This window comes from Kribbella sp. NBC_01484 (assembly GCF_036227145.1).
Lineage (GTDB): Bacteria > Actinomycetota > Actinomycetes > Propionibacteriales > Kribbellaceae > Kribbella.
This window is the reverse complement of record NZ_CP109437.1, coordinates 2,945,537-2,963,419: the sequence shown is the minus strand read 5'-3', so window position 1 is coordinate 2,963,419 and position 17,883 is coordinate 2,945,537. Positions and strand designations below refer to the sequence as shown.

Genomic DNA, 17,883 nt, shown 5'->3' with positions numbered 1-17,883 from the left:
AGCGCGGTTGCGAGGCCGGCAAAGACCCGCCGGTCTACGCCATCACGTCCGCCGTCGTCGGCTCGGAGCAGGTCGTCTAGCTGCTCCTCGGAGAGTTGAAGTGCCTGCGCGAGGTGGGGCCGTACCCACGCTTGCGGATCGTTCCTGCCAGCTTCCCAGCGGACCACGGTCGATCGCTCGATGCCAAGCGCTCGGGCAAGTCCGTCTTGGCTCAGCCCGACAGATCTGCGGCGCTGAGCGAGGGATTGCCGTCGAGCATGCCCCACTGATGCCTCATTTCTGCCTCATCCAGCCCGAGCTACTTGCAGTTACCTGGACGGTGCGGCGAGTCAACACCACAAGACGACGGTACCAGCGCGAGAAGGGCCGACATAGCGATGATCGAGTCGACGGCACACGATGACGTCGAGTGGGCGGGGGACAGCGATCAGCCCGACGGCCCGACTAAACAGGCCTGGCCGGACCTCCGGAGCGCAGCCCCGGACCCATGCGAAGGGCGCAACCCGATGACCGGGCGAGTGTGCCGGCTCGGGTACCACCAGGGCTACCACCGTGACGACACCGGCGCGGAGTGGCTAGATGACTAGGCAGCGGAACGCCCGTGACCGCCAGTTGCGCCGGTGGGCCTTGCGCACGACAGCCACAGACCGCCGCAGCGGCGTGTGGCGAGACGGGTCCGACCCGCAGCACGTCTCCCAAGTCCTCCCGTGGTGCGTCGAGGCCTATCTAGCCCGCGGACCGATCACGCAGCGAATGTCGACCCGCAGCTACCGCGAACTGGAGTGGCAGAGCCGCCATCCTCGACAGAGGCTCACCCCCTAATCGGCGGGGCCGGCGTGCTGACCCCTACATCCGCGCCAGTCCCGCCCACCACCAAGCGACCCCGGCTGAACTCCTCACAGCCGGGGTCGCTCACATCGCAGCCGTCCAGACGACGTTCAGCCTGACTGCCTCATCGACCAACGGCAGCTGCGGCGGCTGTCTTCATATGATGGTTACGTCGTGATGGTCGCTAGCGACGACCACGCCAGCCTTGACTACGTACGCCTCGACGTAATGGGTTCCCCTGTACCTGGTCGATTCGCGGTGATCGTTCCTACCGTTGCTTCCCCCGTGCCGGATCTGTCCGCGCAGATCGCCGACTCCCCGTGCAGCCTCGATTCCATGGTTGCGAACCTTCCACAGCACGTCGTACGGCTCGGGGGTGTCGGTCTCGAGGTGAAAGCGGAGGGTACGGCCCTTCGGGACCACACGCAGCCGTCGCAGGTTCTTCGGATAGGTCCCGAGTACAGTCGCATCGATTCGCGCTCCATAGCGCAACCGCAACGTGCCGTACTTATCGTGGATGAACTCTTCCTGCGGTGCGATGTCCTTGGTCTGAACGGTCGTAGCGCGCTCGCTGAGCCCGGCAGCCGCGCGCAGAACCCTGTTGGCGAGAACCTGACTGCGAGCCTCCTTGACCTCGTCGGCAGCGAACTCCGTCCCGAACAACTTTTGCCAGGCACCAAGCGCGGCCTGGTCGTCGACGCCCTGGAGGTCGTAGGCCTCGCGCGCCCAAGCAGCGTAGTCAGCAACCTTCTTCTTGAAGGTCGAGTACTTAGCCTCGTCCCAGCGGTGGTTGAAGCTGGTGCCAGGACAGCTAGGGTCGTCCAGCAGCGGCATTGCGGAATGCTGGTCGAGCCAGGTACTGAGATCTTCGAGCAGGTTTACCAACGTGGTTGGAATGTCGCTGTATCGAGCATCACTGTCCCAGTAGCCAACTCGATTGCCGAGCATCACAGTCAGAATGATCGAGGGACAACTGAAGGTTTTCTTGAAATCACGCAGCCACTTGAACAGGCGGATCACCCTGCGCAGGTTTCCCCCTGTAATGTCGTCGCGTTCCTTCATCCAGTCCGCAAAACCTACGGGGTTGGTGTCCTCGAAGATGTTCTCGGCGTAATTGATGATGACCTGTCGCCCATCATCTAGAGTAATCGCGGGAACGACGTCGACATGACAGTCGTTCGCGTAGTCAATCCGCACACAACGGTTCTTCCGTACGACCATCGACTGATACGTGGAGCTGCGTTTGAAGGCGGCCCGGACCTGCTGGAGGTACTTCTTCGGGTCCTCGTTCCAGTCGAAGTCTTGTTCGAGGTGAAGCAGGATGTCGGCGTCGAACTCATCGAAGATCCCGACAGGATTGATGATGGTCTGCTGTGCCCAGGACCCTTGAGGAAGGTGCTCCTTGTACATGGACCCGACAGTGTCGTCGGCCTGAAACGCGTTGGTGATGGAGGTGACGCGTGTGTCAAGCAGATCTAGCTTCCATTGCTTGAGGTTGACGGTGCTGACCAGGAATCCCTGAAAGTGTGCGTCAAAGTCCATCTCAGACCACCAGCGCCTGGATGTAACCACCGTCGATTCGGTCGTAGGTGACCACCGCTGGCCGCAAGCCTGCGCTCTTGAGGATCCGGCCGATCGACACCGCGGGAGAAACTGGTATGGCGCCGATGAGATGTAGGCGCTCTAGCTGCTTGTGCGTGCGTTCGAGTCCAGTGAAGAAGGCGCGGATGGCTTCCTCGAACCTTGCCAGCACGGCCGGATGAGCAAAGAGGTCTTCAGCGGGCCCGGGACGTGGGTCTAACTGGAAGACGTCGGCCTCGTCCAGCTCCACTGGCAGATCCGCGAGTGGCGTCGTCCCGGACAGGTTCGCAATAAGCACTGCGTCGCCAGCGTTGCTGCCGTTTCGCGCCTGGGTCAGCTCGAAGGTAGTCCCGGGGTCTACAGCGGACCAGACCCAGTTTTGGGTCGATCGGTGTCGCTGGTAGACATCGATCGCGACACCGTCGTCGAGCTTCGACCCCAGATAGACGAGAAGCGGAAGTCGTGCGATCGCGAAGACGCTGATGTGCTGTATCTCCTGAGACAAGACGCCCGGGTGGACGCGGTGGTCGATAGCGTTGTCGATCTTGGGAACGGCAGCCGCGTAAAACGCTGCGGTTGCGTCGGCCTCACCGTCGATGCCTCGAAGGTCAACCTCGACGCTCTTCTGATCATAGGCTTCGGGAAAGACCGGAAATCGGCCACCGGACTTGATGACGGCCTCGACTGCGGCGTCTCTCGGCAACTCCATCCGATCGCCGCGCACGTCCCCTGCCATGCGCAGAATGACGGTGCGACGTGACTTAGTCAGCGACGTTTGGTGACGAATTTCGTCTTCATGCTCCTGCTTGCGCCACCGAAGGAACTCCTTGTCAATGAGCTCGGCGACCAAGAGTTTGTCGATCTCGGTATGACAGAACGAGCAGGCGAGCAAGAGGTTTTCGGCCAAGTCGCGCTTCTCCTCCGGAAGCGGGTCGACGCCTCTGGCTGACTTCGCCGAATCTTTCTGCCCGACGATGTGAGCTGCCTCGCCTACGAAGACCTCCTTGTATGTGAGCTCGCCCTCCAGGAGGTACTTCTTGCACAGTGTGCACCTGCCGCCCGCACGTACCCACAGCTTCCGCTTCTCGTTATCGCTGACTGCCATCATGCCCCTTTATCAATCACGGCCCTGTTCCTCTCGCACCCTCCGGTGCGCTGATGGCCGTCCTTTGTGATTAGACCACTCGTTACCGACAGTTCTTCACGGCCGCACTGCGGCCCAACACGTCCGGGCCAGTCGTGCGGCTCACCTGCCATCGCCCCCTGCCGGATTGACCTCTTGAGAATCAAGGCGCGCCGCAGGCGGCGCGCAGCGCGGCCCGGGCTTACGACCTCCGGCCGACGCCCTCCACCGCGCGCACCTTCTGCGTACGACCGATCGCAACCGCTCACTCCGCCAGATCGGCCGCGCGTGACGGCCTTGGAGAAGGCCGGCGGTTTGGCCCCGTCCCCCTGGTCGCTCAATTGTCCGGTCAGAGCGCCGCGCATCAAGAGCGCCTCCGGCGTCCCTGCGGGATCGGCAAGCCGACTCTTGACCCACGACGCCCTGCCCTGGGTTTGCAGCTATCAGGAGGACGGAGCAGGTGTGGCGTTACGCGCTGAGGGACTGCCAGAGGGCGCCGTACGCGAGGGCCTCGCTCTTGAGGTAGTCATCCAGTCCGGCGCGGAGCTTGGGAGTCGGCTTCCACTCCTTGCCGCGGCGGGCTTCGAGGATGACAGGGGTGCCCTTCACGTTCAGGTGCGGCATGGCGTACTGAAGTAGGCGCAACATCGCGTCGGCCTGGAACCGGGTCAGCTCCGGCGCCTTGTAATACACCTTGACGACCTCGACATGACCGTCCTTCCGGATCAGAGCAAAGTCAGGGTTGATCTTGACGGTCACGTTCGGCTGAACCCACTCCCAGCGGTCGACGTCGAGGATCTTCGCCGTCTGAGCGCGCTGCACGTACTTCCCGACGTTGTCGCCGATCTCCTTGAAGTGATCGACAGCACGCGGCCGAGCGTTCATGACGGCACGGTCGATCGGCGCCGTGCCGGTGCGGAACCGGATCGCCTCCTGGATCGCCAGGCTCATCGGACGGTAGAAGTCCCGGCCGGGGTTGTAGTCCTCGCCGAACTGGGTCACCTGCGCCCGGACGAGAGAGATCCGCTTGTTTCCTCCGGGAGCGACGAGGTAGTCGCTGAAGGTGGCCATCGCGACCACCGGTGATGCGTTCGCCATGTGGCGAGCTCCGCTCTACTCAGACGGAGCCATCACGTGTCAAGGGGCACAAATGCGTGTCATGCACCCTCAGTGGAGCTATGGTTTAGGCGACTAAACCGTGGTTCTTTAACCACAGCCCCGGCGTGACGGCCCTACCACGGCCTCGTGCCGGGGTTTTTCGTCGGTATGACTGTACGCGCGCGACCGGACACAACCGTGGAACAACCCGGAGACCTCCGGCGTGTCGCGCGGACGAACGTTTTCCGAGCATGAGATTGGGCGCCGGCGACGGCTCGCCGGCGCCGGCCGAAGTCTGGGAGTCGTTCCAACCCTCGCGTTCCGTACCCCAGTCGTACCCCAACGGCTCCAAACGAACTGATCAGTTGCGCCATCTCTGGCACGGTGGCCCAGCGGGCAGCAGGTCTGCCAGCCGATAACGCAGGCTCCTACGGATCAGAAGGTTGGGGGTTCGAATCCCTCCGAGCGCCCACCAAGCCCGGGCAGACGCGGTCTGATCTGGGCTTTGGTGTTTCCAGGGAACAGGGCGGCTCGCTTGGGTCAGCTGAACTCTTGTCCGCCCGGCCGGACTGAGCTGGGCAAGAGACCCCAGATGTGTGAGCGAAGTGACAACTGGTGACTGATGGCGCGCAGCTGCGCCGTGTGCAGCTCGACCCGCATCGTGTCATCGATGCCCGGCTGGCTGAAGTGACCGTAGATGTAGGGGTAGGACGGCGGGCCGGTCGCCTCGAGGTACCGCAGGACGGCGTCCCCAGGCACCGTCTCGGGGACGCTCGCAGAGCCTGCGGTGACGCGGTGACCGGCCGCGAGGGCAGCGTTGATCTCGTGGATCTGGAGCAGCTCGGCCGTGTGCGTTGTGGGTGCCAAATCGTGGTGCATCGTGTTCTCCGTCTGCCCGCGGGTGGCCTACCTGGCCACCGTCCTGCATTCAGATTGCGCCGTCCTCGATGGCGCAGCCAGGGCCACAGGTCCCGGCAGGCGACCGCCATGATCCCCCGATCCCTCGCCCGATGACCCAACAGGGCTACCGCCGCGTGACTACCCCCGTAGCGTCGCCGACTCGCCGTCGGCGAGCGTTCCTTGGACCCGGGGTCCTACACACAACGACGTAAACAGCCGAGCAGATTCATCCCGCGCGTCGACTTTGTCGACCACACCGTGGAGTCGACACTCGTGGCTCGCGATCGGACTAACCAGCGTGGCCTTGGACACCTTCTCCGGACCGCGCTGTGGACCCCGGCGTACAGGCCAACCCGGCGAGTAAGTGCACCGCCTCATCGTCCGCCGGCAAGCACACGTCCGCACCCTCGACCTCGGCGACTGCCCCTCAGGCGCGCTCTTTCAGCACCGGACCGGGTCTCGGGGGTTTGCCGTCGTTCGAAGGACGGCACTAGCTCGCCAGCGCGGCGACACTCGCCAGATAGTTCCTGGGTGTCTCGGCTCGTGCTTGGATCTCGATCGGATCGGCGTACGGAACGAGACGTAACCACGAGACGAGCCGGTGCACACCGACCAGCGCCTCAGTGGCGGCGAGGTCGCTCCACAGCACTTGGGGGTCGGCGTCGAGATGATCACGCCAAACCGTCACGTAGATGTCGAGCAGCTCGTCGCGGTGTGCGCGAGACAAGCGCGCTCCGGTCCATTCGACCACTGCGTCGAGGAAGCCGTGCAGCGAGACGAACGGATGACCCCAGATCGCGTTGCCGAAGTCGAAGAACCGCGGCCGGAGTGCGCCAGTCGAGCGGTCGGCAAAGATGTTCGCGGGGTACACATCGTTGAGCTCCAGGTCGAGCGGAACGATGTCGCTGAGGGACGCGATCCGTCGATCCAATACCTCAGCGGCAGCCTCAGTTCGTTTCAGCATGTCTGGCCCGGGCCGCAACGGATGTCCGGGCTGCAGCGACGCCCACTCCTGGGCCACGGCTCGCACTCGGTCACCGGCCGTGCTGGGTGCAAGCTCGATGATCCGGGAGCGCTCGGTCACATTGAGGCGGCCGAGGAAGGCGCACTGAATACGGGCCAGCGCGCGGACGACGATGCAACGCGTCGGCTGATCATCAACGTCAAGATGCGTGAGCGTCGTTCCCTGATCGTCCGTGAGCAGCCAACTGCGTTCGCGATCGATTGCGATCGGCACGATCACGTCCTCTGGCGCGAGCCGCGCCAGAGCGGCGACCAAAGCGGCCTCGAATCGATGGCCAGGATTGTTCTCCTTGAACCACACCAATCCCTCGACGGACGGATAGCAGCGGACCACGGACCAGAAGCGGGCCCGGTACGTAACCGGCTCGCCGCTGATCCGGCGACCATGCTCGGCGAGGCGACAACCAACCCAAGCATCTGCGGTCTGCGTCCACTCTGGTGATGTCCAGCGGTCGACCCATTGGCCCCCAGCGTCGGGGCCGAGCGGTCTTGCCGGCGGCGGGTAGTGCGGCACCCACCGGACGCTAGCGCCCTGCTCCGACAGATCGACTACGAGCCGCGCGACGCTCGCGAGGCAGGTCCTATCTGTCCGCCTAAACTCGGCGGCGTGTCTGGCTACTTGCAGGTCTCGACGGCGACGGCGACTCGTGACGAGGCGGTCCAGCTCGCAGGTTCGGCGGTCGGCGCCGGCCTTGCGGCGAGTGCGCAGGTTGTGGGCCCCGTCGTATCGGTCTTCTGGCACGAAGGCCAGTACGGCGAAGGTGAAGAGTGGAAGGTCCTGTTGAAGACCACGGAGCGCCGGTACGCCGAGCTTGAGGCTCACCTGCTGGAGCAACACTCGTGGGCCAACCCCGAGGTGAGCGCTGTACTGATCACCGCAGGCTCCGCCGCCTACCTGGACTGGCTCGATCGAACGACGAAGGGGTAGCCGCGAGCCCGCTCGAGCACGGCCGCAACCTCAGGACCCCAAAGCGTGCATGCGAGCCGGGGAACCTGGCAAATGACTTGGTCCGGAACGACGGTACCGGCCTCCACCGGTACTACGAGCAGCGACGGATGACCGTCAGGAGGTTGGATCTGAGCGACTACCCGTCCGCCCTGTTTCAGGGCAAAGCGACCGACCGGCACAAGACGCGAGCTGACTTGGTGATCACCGAGCAGACGCGCAACCCTGCGGGCAGCTAGTCGTCGTCCTCGCGAAATGCATCGACGGCCCGTTCGCGCAGCATGTCCAGTTGAATGGTGAGAACGCCGATGACTTCCTCGATGTTCATACCGTCGGTCTCGCGGAACGCCCAGCTTGGGTGGCCTTCGGCGTCCAGGCACTTGACCAGCACGATGCCTTCCAGAGCGGTCCAACCTGGCAGCAACTCGGGCACTCGAAACCCGTCGCCCAAGACCTGGCCAATCGGTTGTCCGTAGTCGATAGACATGATCCGCATGCTGCCAGGTGATCGCGACTGCCGCTAACGGCCTCGCTAACAGCGGCACCGAACGGATCGGACGGACGTCGACAATCCGCCAGATCGCTACCTGCGGCCAAGCGCGAAGTGGCCAGGGACGAACGGTTTGAACTCGACTGCGGATCAGAAGGTCGGGGGTTCGAATCCGTCCGAACTCGCAGACTGAAGGCCAAGCAGACCAGGCCTTTCGTGGTTCCGGGGACATGCCGCAAGTACGTCCGGTTGCTCGGCCACCTCTCCGTATCCCGCGCGCGCCCGCCACTCTTTGCTCCGCTGCCCGAAGAGGAAGCCGGGCGCCGCCATCACATCTCCACAGACCCGATCACCAGCAGAGTGCGGATGCACAGTCACTGCCGCATCGATGAGTTCGTCCGACAGCTCCGCTCACGGGAGATCGTGCGGCAGGTCATGCGCAGATCGGGTGTGTCGCTGCGTTGCAATGCGCCTTCCGGCAGCGGTGGCATCCAGGCGCCGGCTCGGGTGTTCAGCGTTACGCGTGTCGGTCATGCAGTCACCAAGTCGCGAGCAGGGACAAAGATGTTGGCCCGCGCCAGGTAGTCCGGAGTCTGCTCGATGATCTCGTCGCGCTCCAGGAACGGATGCTCGGGAACCCATGGATCCGAGAGAGCCTTCACCTTGCTCCATTCGGGTGGATCTTCGCCTGCCGCCTTGAACTCGTGCGCAGTCAGGACGGCGAGCAAGGTATCGAAGCCCGCGTGACCAGTCGTGGTTGGCGCTGCCTCCCAAGCAGCTTCGGAGCCATCGTGACGGTGTAACAGCAAGCGCAGGTGGTCACGGCCCTGAAGCAGCATCCGCCACGCCCAATCCTCATCACTCGCCTCGCGAATAGCCAGCGCGGTAGCCGGGGCAGTCATGATCCGGTACTCACGTGCTGCATGAAGGGCATGAGCAATCCGTCCAGCCCGCAGGAAGAACTGCGCCGTCGGCTTGGTCCTGCCAGAACGGTAAGTGGAGAAGCGGGAAGCAGAAGTGCCGAGGGCAGCGGCGAACGCAGCCTGAGACAGCCCGCTCTCCGCAAGGGCGCGGTTGAGCCGTTCACTGACCGCCCGACTGTCCTTGTCCATCTTGGCACCTCTAGATCTGTTATCTAATCAGATAATAACCTCGCTGTCTCGCTAAGCCAACGTCAGCGTCTTCTTGTAGAAGACGGCGGAGTCTTCGTAGTCGAGGGCTAGGTAGAAGGGTCCGGCTCGGCGGCTGGCGAGGGCGAGGTAGGCGGCGCCGATGGATCGTGCCCACTGCTCGGCGTGTTCCATCAGGCGGCGTCCAACGCCGGAGCGTCGCGTCTGTCCGTCGACCATGAGTTCCTCGACCCAGGCGACGCGTCCGTTGGCGAGGAAGGTGAGGTGGCTGTTGCCTAGCAGGTAGCCGACGATCTCGCCCTCCGGGGTCTCTGCCACCAGCAGGAGTGTGTGCGGGGCGCCGACCAGCTGAGGCCAGGCGGCGTCGAATGCGGCGCGTTCGGGTGTGAACGAGGTGGCAAACTCCCGAGCGAGGGGCCAGACACGTTCGTCGTCGTCGATGCGGGCTGGACGGATCAGCGTTTGTCGGTCAAGCACGCACCCAGTTTGCCAACGCGAGGCGCGAAAGTGCCCGGCGAGGAGGAAGCTGCGCTCACCGGGCACTCAACGCCAGCCGTCGGCAGGATCAGGCCTCGCCGACGGCGGAGACCTCCGCTTGGCAAGACTCCTTCGAGGGCGGTGTAGCGGACGGGGCTCAGTCGAGGGGTTCGAACTCGTTGAGTTTCCAGGTTTGGTCGAACCAGGCTTGGAGGGGGCCGTAGAGCCTGAAGAGTTGGAACCAGGACTTGCCGGGGATTGTCTCCACCCAGTTCGACTCCTTGCCGGGTGGGGCGGTGGGGCCGAAGTACAGGTCGTAGGAGCCGTCGTCGTTGGCCTGGAGGGTGCCGGTGTTGCTGGCCAGGGCGGGCCAGATCGTGGAAGGCACCTGCAGCAGGGACCGGGTCTGGGTGTCGTAGACGTCGACGGCCCAGAAGTTCTTCGCCGGTGGGTTCGGGTCGATGTGGAGCCGGTAGGTCCGGGATCCGTCGAGAAGGTCGCCGTTGCTGTCGTGGATCGTGTAGGCGTAGGCGGAACCCGCACCGACCTGGGCGTGCGCCATCGCGGGCGTCACGACCGTGGCGAGGTAATGGAATTGGGTGCGCGCATCGAGGAGGCGGGCGCCGTTGCGGAGGAACTCGTAGCTCCCGCCGACGAACCCGACCTTCCACGACCCGTAAAGCACGGAGTCGGGGTCACGAGGCGCATAGGCGAGGGTGCGCGCCAGCCCGGCGCCGATCCCGGCGGCCCGGGAGAGGATGGCGCGCATCCGGTCGTCGGGCGCGAACGGCCGACCGTGGACAAGACCGATGGCCGCGAGCTGTCCGGCGCGCTCCGCATCGAGCGCCTCCGTCGGTTCCTCCTGCACGAGCTCGTCGAGCTCCTCGAAGAAGGAGAAGTCGTTGCCATGCACCGTGTTGAAGATCGCCTCCGCCAGGTTGACGAACTCGTTGTCGTCCGGCGCCGCGGCCTCCGAGAGCGGGTAGATCCGGGTCTGCTTCATGGCGGGGACGCCGCCGAGCGCGCGGAGTACGACCCAGTTGGTGTACGTCGGGCACCGGTAGGCGAAGTACCCGTCCGGGACCTCACCGTCGTACCCGGGTGGCAGGAACAGGTACTTCCCGCCCTGGCCTCGATCGGGGCCGGCGATGCCCATGTCGGCGACATAGCGGAACCAGAAGTCGTCGACGACACAGAGCGACTCCGCTGGCGCCTCGATCACGGTCGGGCCCCACGCCTTGAGGTCCAGGAACGTGGTCCCGTAGGTGGTTTCGGTGTTCGGGGTCAGAAACAGGCTCCGGGAGTTGGCCCGGGGGTCGGTGAAGCCGATGATGCGTGCCGAGGTGACGCCTGCGGACCGCAGGCCACGACGCATCGCCACCAGGGAAGCGCCGGGGACCGCGTTGAGGAACACGTCGATGCCGCGCATCAGGTCGAGCGCGTCGTACGCCGTCGACACCGTGTCCGGTCGCGGCACCCCGTCGAAGAATTCGAGCCGCCCGAACGGCGAGTCCACGGTGGGCGCCGACGAGACCTGGGCGATCGCCGCCGCCATCTGCTCCGCCGACAACCCTGACCCGGCTGGGCTCGTACTCACCATGGCGTGCCCCCACTCGCAATCGACGCTCTTGATCAGCCAATCTCGCAAGGCGTGCATAGCGCCGTCCTCATCCGAGACGGGTGAGCTCGCACCGGATCAAGGAGGAGTCAGCGCTGACGAGTCAGGAGCTGCGCAAGGGACTCCAGGTCGGGGGTTTCGTAGTGCACGCGGGTATGGAGTGGGGTGGTCTTGGCCTTCGGTTCACCCAGGCGACTGGGATGCCCAGGGCGTTGGCCCCGCGTACGTCGGCAGTCAGTGAGTCACCGATATGCAGAACTTGAGTCGGCGCTAGCCCGAGAAGGTCCAGGGCTTGAACCCCGAAGGGCCAGCCGTCGTATTCAGGCTGGTTGCGGTGGGGGGAGATGTGTCTAGGCTTCGTCGGGGGAGGGCGATGGTGCGGATTCGGTTGCTTGGGGGGTTCGGGGTCGATCGCGGAGGGCTGCCTGTCGACGGGCGGGCCTGGCGGCTGCGGAAGGCGCGGACGCTGGTGAAGATGCTGGCGTTGACGCGGAGTCAGCGGCTGCATCGCGACGTACTGCTCGAGGCGTTGTGGCCTGATCGGGCTCCGGTGTCCGCGGTGAACAATCTGCATCAGGCGCTGCACGTTGCGCGGCGGGTGCTTGCCGGCGATGAGCCGAGCAACGGGTTGCTCGAGTTGCGCGACGACTTCGTGGTGCTGCTCGCGGACGGGCTCGTCGAGGTCGACGTACGGACCTTCGAGCGGTTGGCCGCGCTCGGCCGGACCAGCGGTGATCTCGCGGACCTGCGCACCGCGGTCGCTGCGTACGCCGGTGATCTCCTCCCCGAGGATCGCTTCGAGGACTGGGCCGTCGGGCCGCGGGAGGAGCTCCGGGCGAGCTTCTGCGACGTCCTCGTCGACCTCGCGGATACGGCCGCCGACAAAGGGCACGACGTCGAGGCGCTGGATGCCCTGCAGCGCGCGCTCGCCATCGACCCGCGCCACGAGCGCGCCGTCCGGAGCCTGATGCGGCGACATGCGGCGATGGGCCGCTCGTCGGAGGCACTGGCGCAGTACGAACGACTACGCCAAGAGCTGCGTACGACGTACGGCACCGATCCGGACCCGGAGACACAACGGGTCTACCGCGACCTCTTGACCGGCAGCATCGAGGTCGAGGAGCCACCAGCCCAGCCCCGCCACAATCTCGTTCCAGCGCTGACGAGCTTCGTCGGGCGCGAACGGGAGATCGCCGACGTCCACAAATTGCTGGAGCGAGGCCGCCTGGTCACGCTCACCGGGGTCGGCGGTGCCGGCAAGACCCGGCTGGCCGAGGAGGCCGCTCGCCGTCTGCTCGACTCGTACGCCGACGGCATCTGGATCGCCGACCTGGTACCAGTGGCTGATCCACGTCTCGTCCCTGACACGATCGCCGCCGCGCTCGGGCTGGACCCCGCCGCAGGCTCGGACTCGTTGCGGACACTGATCACCCGCCTCGCCCCACGCAACCTTCTCCTTGTTCTGGACAGCTGCGAACACCTCCTCGCCGCCTGTGCTGGTCTCGCCAGCGCAGTACTGCGAAGCTGCCCCGGAGTCACCGTGCTCGCGACAAGCCGCGAGCCCCTGCACACTCCAGGCGAGGTGACCTTCCGGGTGCCCTCACTCGAGCTCCCCGAGCCGGAGGATGCCGGCGACCTGGGCCGGCTAGGGACTCTGGCGTCGGTACGACTCTTCGTCGACCGGGCGCAGGACGTCCGGCCCGGATTCGTCCTCGATACGGACAACGCCGCGCCGATAGTGGAGATCTGCCGCCGTCTCGACGGCATCCCGCTCGCCCTGGAGTTGGCCGCCGCCCGCGCGTCGCACCTCGAGTCGGCGGAGATCGCCGAGCGGTTGAGCGAGGCACTCCCCCTGCTCGGCCGGCACGGTGAGATCACTCGGCACGCGACGTTGCGAGCCGCGCTCGAGTGGAGCCACGCCTTGCTGTCGGACGACGAGCAGGTCCTGCTGCGGCGGCTCGCTGTCTTCGCCGGCAGCTTCTCACTCCCGTCGGCCGAGCAAGTGTGCGCGGACGAGCGGATTCCCGCCGCGGACGTGCTGGACTGCCTCGGTCGGCTGGTCGACAAGTCCCTGTTGCTCGTCGACCACGACGGTCCTCGCTCCCGCTACCGCCTCCTGGAGACCATCCGGCAGTTCGCGCGGGAGCGGCTCGTCGCCGCGAACGAGGTCGAGCCGCTGGAGACAGCGCACTTCCAGTACTTCCTCGACTTGGCCTGCGGCCAGGATCCAGAACGGGCCGGCGTTACCGTCGAACGCCCGCAGTCGCTCGACCTCGACCACGACAACCTCCGCGCCGCGCTCGGATGGGCCGTCCACCACGATCACCAACGCGCCTTGCTGCTCGGCGTGAACCTCTCGCAGTACTGGCTGGCGCGAGGTCATTTCGTCGAAGGAGCCGGCTGGCTCGAACGCATTCTCAAAGTGGCCGTCGCACCGTCCCGGGATCGGGTTCGAGCGATCTTCGCACTGGCGGTCCTCGACGCCCGCAGCGGCCTGAGCGACCGACTCCCAGGGCTCGGGGACGAGGGTGTCGCCGTCGCCGAGCAGTCCGACGACCCGGCGGACATCGTGTCCGCTCGGGTACTGCGCGGCACTCTGCTGCTGGGGAGCGGAGACCTCAACGAGATCGAGCAGACCGCCACGGAAACACTCGCCCAGGCCGACTCCCTGGGAGCGGCGCCCGTGGCCGCTGCCGCCCAACAACTGGCCGCGATGGCCGCCTTGTTCCGCGAGGACGTTGAGACGGCACAGCAACGATTCGCCCAATGTCTCGAGCGGCTGAGCCTGATCGACTCGACAGCTGTACCGTTCTTTCCTGCCGTGACGGTGTGTCTGCCGCTCGCCCCCGTCGACGGCTCGATGGTGCCGGTATTCGAGGAGACGTTCTTGCTCGGCCGTCGGGTCGGCGCCGTACGCGGCCGTGGTTATGCCTTGTCGGCCTTCGCCGACGCCCATCGGCTGGCGGGAGACCTCGACGGTGCGCTTGACACCGTACGGCGTTCTGTCGCGGTGTTCGAGCGTGTCGACGACGCGGCGGGGCTCGGCCACGCGCTCAACCATCTGGGCTGCATCGAGCGCGACCAGGGACTGTTCGAGCCGGCCGAGAAGCATCTCCGCGACGCGCTGCGGATCCGGGAGCAGCTCGGCGATCGTCGCGGCGAGAATCTGACGCTGGCCAACCTCGGGCTGCTGTCCGCGGCGGCCGGCGACCCCGCGGCCGGCCGGCGGCTCACCCGTGTCGCCTTCGACCGCGGCGAGGCGGTCGACGATGTGCCCGGCGCGGCGGGCGCGCTGCTGAACCTCGTCGTCGTCGAGCTCTTCGCCGGCCAACGCCAAGCCGCGCGGGCGCTGGCCGAGCAGGTGGTGGAGGCCTTTCACCCGCAGGGCTATCTACGACTCGAGGCGTGGGCGCGGCTCCTCGCCGCCGAACTCGCGCGCGACGACGGTGACACGGAGACACTCTTCCGACACGGCCGGATAGCGTCCGGGATCTTCGCCCGGCTCGGCTGCCGCATCGGTACGGCGCGGGCTGCCGCCCTGCCACATCCCCCTGACGGCCCACGCCCGAAAGAACGCTAAGTCACGCTAAGTCATTGCGAAGTCAACCTTCCTAATGTCGTGTCCGTCCAGGAAAACCCCTGGTCACGACGAATCGGGAGTAGAGAATGACAACGACGCAAGCACGGCACGACACGCTCGGGGAGGCCACGCTCGGTGAACTGGCCGAGGGACTTCGTGGCGAGCTGGTCCGCCCGTCCGACCCGTCGTACGACGAGGCGCGGTCGATCTGGAACGCCGCGCATGACAAGAGACCCGCGCTGATCGTGCGGTGTCGCGGGGTGGCCGACGTCATCCGGGCCGTCGAGTTCGCCCGGAGCGAGGGGTTGACGTTGGCCGTGCGAGGCGGTGGCCACAGCATCCCCGGTTTCTCGACCACGGACGGTGGCCTGGTGATCGACCTGTCGCCGATGAACGCGGTTCGGGTCGACCCGGACCGGCGCCGGATCGTGGCGCAAGGCGGCTGCGTCTGGGGGGACGTCGACGCCGAGGCACAGGCATTCGGGTTGGCGGTCACCGGTGGCCTGGTGTCCACGACGGGGGTCGCGGGCTTCACACTCGGGGGCGGCATCGGCTGGCTCGTCCGCCGGGCCGGGCTCGCCTGCGACAACCTCGTCGGGGCCGACATCGTCACCGCGGACGGGCGGTATCTGCACACGAGCGAGACCGAGAACCCGGAGCTCCTCTGGGCGTTGCGTGGCGGTGGCGGCAACTTCGGCGTCGTTACATCGTTCGAGTTCAAGGCTCACGAGGTCGGCCCGACGGTCTTCGCCGGTCTCGTCTTCTACCCGGGCGACCAGGCGGCGAACGTCCTTCGCGGCTTCAGTACGGCGGCGGCCGGCGCACCCGACGAGTTGTCGCTGGCCATCAACCTGACGACCGCACCGCCGTTGCCGTTCCTGCCCGAAGAGGTGCACGGGAAGCCGATCGTCGCCGTACTCGGCATGTGGTCAGGGCAGACCGACGAGGGCGATGCGGCGACCAAGCCGTTCCGCGAACTCGCGCCGGTCGTGGCCGACCTGTTCGGTCCGATGCCGTACGTCGCGATGCAGACGTTGCTGGATCCGCTGTTCCCGCGCGGGATGCGGAACTACTTCCGCTCGGCGTTCTTCGACGACCTCGGCGATGCCGCGACCGTCGACGCGATCGTCTCGGCGCACGCCCAGGTGCCGAACGGTGTTTCCGAGCTCCATGTCCACCACCTCGGGGGTGCGATGGGCAGGGTGCCGGCCGACGCCACCGCGTTCGGGACCCGTGACCGCGAGTTCATCCTCAACGTGGTCGCGCGGACTCCCGACGCGGATGGCTTCGACACTGCCGTCCAGTGGGCCCGGGCATCGGGGGCCGCGCTCGGACCGAACGCGGCGTCGTACGTGAACTTCACCGGCGAGACGAACGAGGACATCGTCCGGGCGTCCTACCCGGCAGCGACCTACGAGCGGCTGGTCGCGGTGAAGAACACCTACGACCCGACCAACCTGTTCCAGCTCAACCAGAACATCCGTCCAACCACTCCGGCGCGGCGCGCCTAACGCCTCTTCGGTAACACAAGCAGCAGAGGCCCAGGTCGATTCACCAGCCGACCTGGGCCTCTGCCCCTGCCTACTCAGCAGGTTGTGGTGGTGGGTTGGTTGGCGAAGCGGGCGGTGGTCCAGGTGAGGATGTCGGGCATGGCGCCGTCGTCGATGCCTTGCACCCACGGGTAGGTGTCGTGCTCGAGGCCCGGGTAGGTCCGGTACTCCAGGCGCGTGCCGAGCCGGCACAGTGAAGCGACGACCTGATCGGTGACGCTCACCGGTACGACGGTGTCCGCGTCACCCTGGAGCAGCAGGACCGGTCCACCGAGCGGCAGGTGGCCGGTCGAGTTGGTCCGCAGATACCGCACAAAGGCGGGATCGGTCGCGTACGCCGGACTGACCAGTTGCGATCCGGTCAGATCGCCGTACGCCGCCGACACTGCACCAAGACAACCGATGGCAGTGATCCCCAGCCGGGAGTACGCCGCTGGAGTGAGCAGCCGGTCCGGTCGGATCAGCGGATCGCTGGTGTGCGCGCCCTGCGCCAGCAACGCCGCGAAGGCGCCGTACCCAGGCGTGTTGACCACGTGGGCGGCGAGGGCGGGCAAGTCGGCGACCGGCGACGTGACGACCGTGCCGAGGTAACCGGGCTGCGGTACGACGCGCTGCCGCTCAGCCACGGCCAGTGCGGCCCCGCCACCTTGCGAGTGTCCCCACAGGACCCACCACGGGGAGAGATCCGGCTGGGCTCGCCGAGCGGCACGCTGAGCAAAGATGACGTCGTTGGACTCGGCCGTCTTGTTCACGATCTCCTGCCGACCGTCAGTACCCAGCCCCGCATAGTCCGGCGCGACGATCGCGAACCCACGCTCGACGAAGCGCAGCATCTGGTTGCCGTGGTAGAGGTCGCGCATCAGCGACGGCGCACAGTCCCGGCCGATCCCACTCGCACCGTGCGCGTCCACCACGACCGGCCATCCCCCGGCCGGCGCCTTCCCCGCCGGGACGATGACAACAGCCGACGCAGCCACGTCGCGGCCGGCCGACGTCCGCGAGTGATAGAGGATCCGGGTCGCCGGGACGGCGTAGTCAGCCGTCGCCTGTTCCCGGATCACCGCCCCCGCAGGGGCCCAGGGCAACGGAACCGGCGCATCGTAGAACGCCGTCCGCGGTACGGCGTTCTGCCGTTGCAGATCGAGTTGGCACTGGACATCGCAATCGGCCGCCTGAGCGGGCAACGCCAGCCCGCCGACAGCCGTGGCCGCGACGGCCAGGGTGATGAGGTATCGCACGTCACTTCTCCAGAGAGCTGAGGCCGCCCCCAACGGGCGGGCCGACGCACCCCAGGACACGGACTACCGCGCCGGTGTGACCCTCCCAGCTCGTGATCTACCTCTCAGGGGCCGACGAGGGCTGCCTCGATGGCGGCGACCAGGAGTTGCTCGTCGCCGGCTCGCCACTGGTGGGCGGCGGGGCAGCACCACTGGTCGGGTTGGGCTGACATGACGCAGCCCGCGAGCTTGACGCGCCCGGCCGAGGCCGCGCGCCGAGCCTTGGCGGTCGGCAGACCGTAGAGGATCGGCACTCCTCGAT

17 protein-coding genes and 1 pseudogene are annotated in these 17,883 nt (G+C 66.3%); 5 read left to right on the top strand and 13 right to left on the bottom strand.

The window, feature by feature from the left end; translation table 11 throughout:
• Positions 1 to 128: 128 nt before the first annotated feature.
• From OG555_RS42835 to OG555_RS14580, 6 genes and pseudogenes are all read right to left on the bottom strand, one after another.
• Positions 129 to 266 (bottom strand): annotated as a pseudogene (locus tag OG555_RS42835) (helix-turn-helix transcriptional regulator); the annotation flags it as partial.
• A 718-nt stretch (positions 267 to 984) separates the two neighbouring features.
• Positions 985 to 2,370 (bottom strand): SMODS domain-containing nucleotidyltransferase, encoded by a 1,386-nt coding sequence (locus tag OG555_RS14600; RefSeq protein WP_329483410.1) that lies wholly within the window; start codon positions 2,368 to 2,370, stop codon positions 985 to 987.
• Between the two features lies 1 nt (position 2,371).
• A complete protein-coding gene (locus OG555_RS14595) occupies positions 2,372 to 3,517 on the bottom strand; it encodes an SAVED domain-containing protein (RefSeq protein ID WP_329483409.1) in 1,146 nt (381 codons plus the stop codon).
• A gap of 483 nt (positions 3,518 to 4,000) precedes the next feature.
• The gene (locus tag OG555_RS14590; protein ID WP_329483408.1) at positions 4,001 to 4,630 is read right to left on the bottom strand and encodes a hypothetical protein; all 630 of its coding nucleotides are present in this window, start codon (positions 4,628 to 4,630) and stop codon (positions 4,001 to 4,003) included.
• A gap of 540 nt (positions 4,631 to 5,170) precedes the next feature.
• On the bottom strand, positions 5,171 to 5,509 hold the full coding sequence (locus OG555_RS14585; RefSeq protein ID WP_329483407.1) for a hypothetical protein: 339 nt from the start codon (positions 5,507 to 5,509) through the stop codon (positions 5,171 to 5,173).
• Between the two features lie 511 nt (positions 5,510 to 6,020).
• Positions 6,021 to 6,494, bottom strand: coding sequence for a hypothetical protein (locus tag OG555_RS14580; protein WP_329483406.1), 474 nt, complete (start codon positions 6,492 to 6,494; stop codon positions 6,021 to 6,023).
• 21 nt (positions 6,495 to 6,515) lie between these two features.
• Between OG555_RS14580 and OG555_RS14575 the strand changes: the two genes are divergently transcribed.
• From OG555_RS14575 to OG555_RS14565, 3 genes are all read left to right on the top strand, one after another.
• A complete protein-coding gene (locus OG555_RS14575; protein ID WP_329483405.1) occupies positions 6,516 to 6,995 on the top strand; it encodes a hypothetical protein in 480 nt (159 codons plus the stop codon).
• A 165-nt stretch (positions 6,996 to 7,160) separates the two neighbouring features.
• Positions 7,161 to 7,481: a divalent-cation tolerance protein CutA gene (cutA, locus tag OG555_RS14570; RefSeq protein ID WP_329483404.1), complete on the top strand. Its 321-nt coding sequence runs from the start codon at positions 7,161 to 7,163 to the stop codon at positions 7,479 to 7,481.
• Between the two features lie 128 nt (positions 7,482 to 7,609).
• Positions 7,610 to 7,738, top strand: coding sequence for a hypothetical protein (locus OG555_RS14565; protein ID WP_329483403.1), 129 nt, complete (start codon positions 7,610 to 7,612; stop codon positions 7,736 to 7,738).
• Here the strand turns inward: OG555_RS14565 and OG555_RS14560 are convergent.
• The 5 genes from OG555_RS14560 to OG555_RS42830 all read right to left on the bottom strand — a co-directional run bounded on the left by OG555_RS14560 (position 7,735) and on the right by OG555_RS42830 (position 11,464).
• A complete protein-coding gene (locus tag OG555_RS14560) occupies positions 7,735 to 7,986 on the bottom strand; it encodes a hypothetical protein (protein WP_329483402.1) in 252 nt (83 codons plus the stop codon). The genes OG555_RS14565 and OG555_RS14560 overlap by 4 nt on opposite strands.
• A 533-nt stretch (positions 7,987 to 8,519) precedes the next feature.
• The gene (locus OG555_RS14555) at positions 8,520 to 9,101 is read right to left on the bottom strand and encodes a helix-turn-helix domain-containing protein (protein WP_329483401.1); all 582 of its coding nucleotides are present in this window, start codon (positions 9,099 to 9,101) and stop codon (positions 8,520 to 8,522) included.
• A gap of 51 nt (positions 9,102 to 9,152) precedes the next feature.
• The gene (locus tag OG555_RS14550) at positions 9,153 to 9,596 is read right to left on the bottom strand and encodes a GNAT family N-acetyltransferase (protein WP_329483400.1); all 444 of its coding nucleotides are present in this window, start codon (positions 9,594 to 9,596) and stop codon (positions 9,153 to 9,155) included.
• A 157-nt stretch (positions 9,597 to 9,753) separates the two neighbouring features.
• Entirely contained in the window at positions 9,754 to 11,253 is a 1,500-nt protein-coding gene (locus OG555_RS14545) for a DUF1254 domain-containing protein (protein WP_329483399.1), read from the bottom strand.
• 64 nt (positions 11,254 to 11,317) lie between these two features.
• A complete protein-coding gene (locus OG555_RS42830; protein ID WP_442914530.1) occupies positions 11,318 to 11,464 on the bottom strand; it encodes a hypothetical protein in 147 nt (48 codons plus the stop codon).
• Between the two features lie 123 nt (positions 11,465 to 11,587).
• Between OG555_RS42830 and OG555_RS14540 the strand changes: the two genes are divergently transcribed.
• Complete coding sequence (locus OG555_RS14540) at positions 11,588 to 14,794, top strand: BTAD domain-containing putative transcriptional regulator (RefSeq protein WP_329483398.1); 3,207 nt, start codon at positions 11,588 to 11,590, stop codon at positions 14,792 to 14,794.
• Positions 14,795 to 14,880: 86 nt separating this feature from the next.
• A complete protein-coding gene (locus tag OG555_RS14535; protein ID WP_329483397.1) occupies positions 14,881 to 16,305 on the top strand; it encodes an FAD-binding oxidoreductase in 1,425 nt (474 codons plus the stop codon).
• 74 nt (positions 16,306 to 16,379) lie between these two features.
• Here the strand turns inward: OG555_RS14535 and OG555_RS14530 are convergent, their stop codons facing one another.
• Together OG555_RS14530 and OG555_RS14525 are read right to left on the bottom strand one after the other, a co-directional pair.
• A complete protein-coding gene (locus OG555_RS14530; protein ID WP_329483396.1) occupies positions 16,380 to 17,582 on the bottom strand; it encodes a lipase family protein in 1,203 nt (400 codons plus the stop codon).
• 104 nt (positions 17,583 to 17,686) lie between these two features.
• Positions 17,687 to 17,875, bottom strand: a complete 189-nt coding sequence (locus tag OG555_RS14525) for a hypothetical protein (RefSeq protein WP_329483395.1) — start codon at positions 17,873 to 17,875, stop codon at positions 17,687 to 17,689.
• Positions 17,876 to 17,883 lie beyond the last annotated feature (8 nt).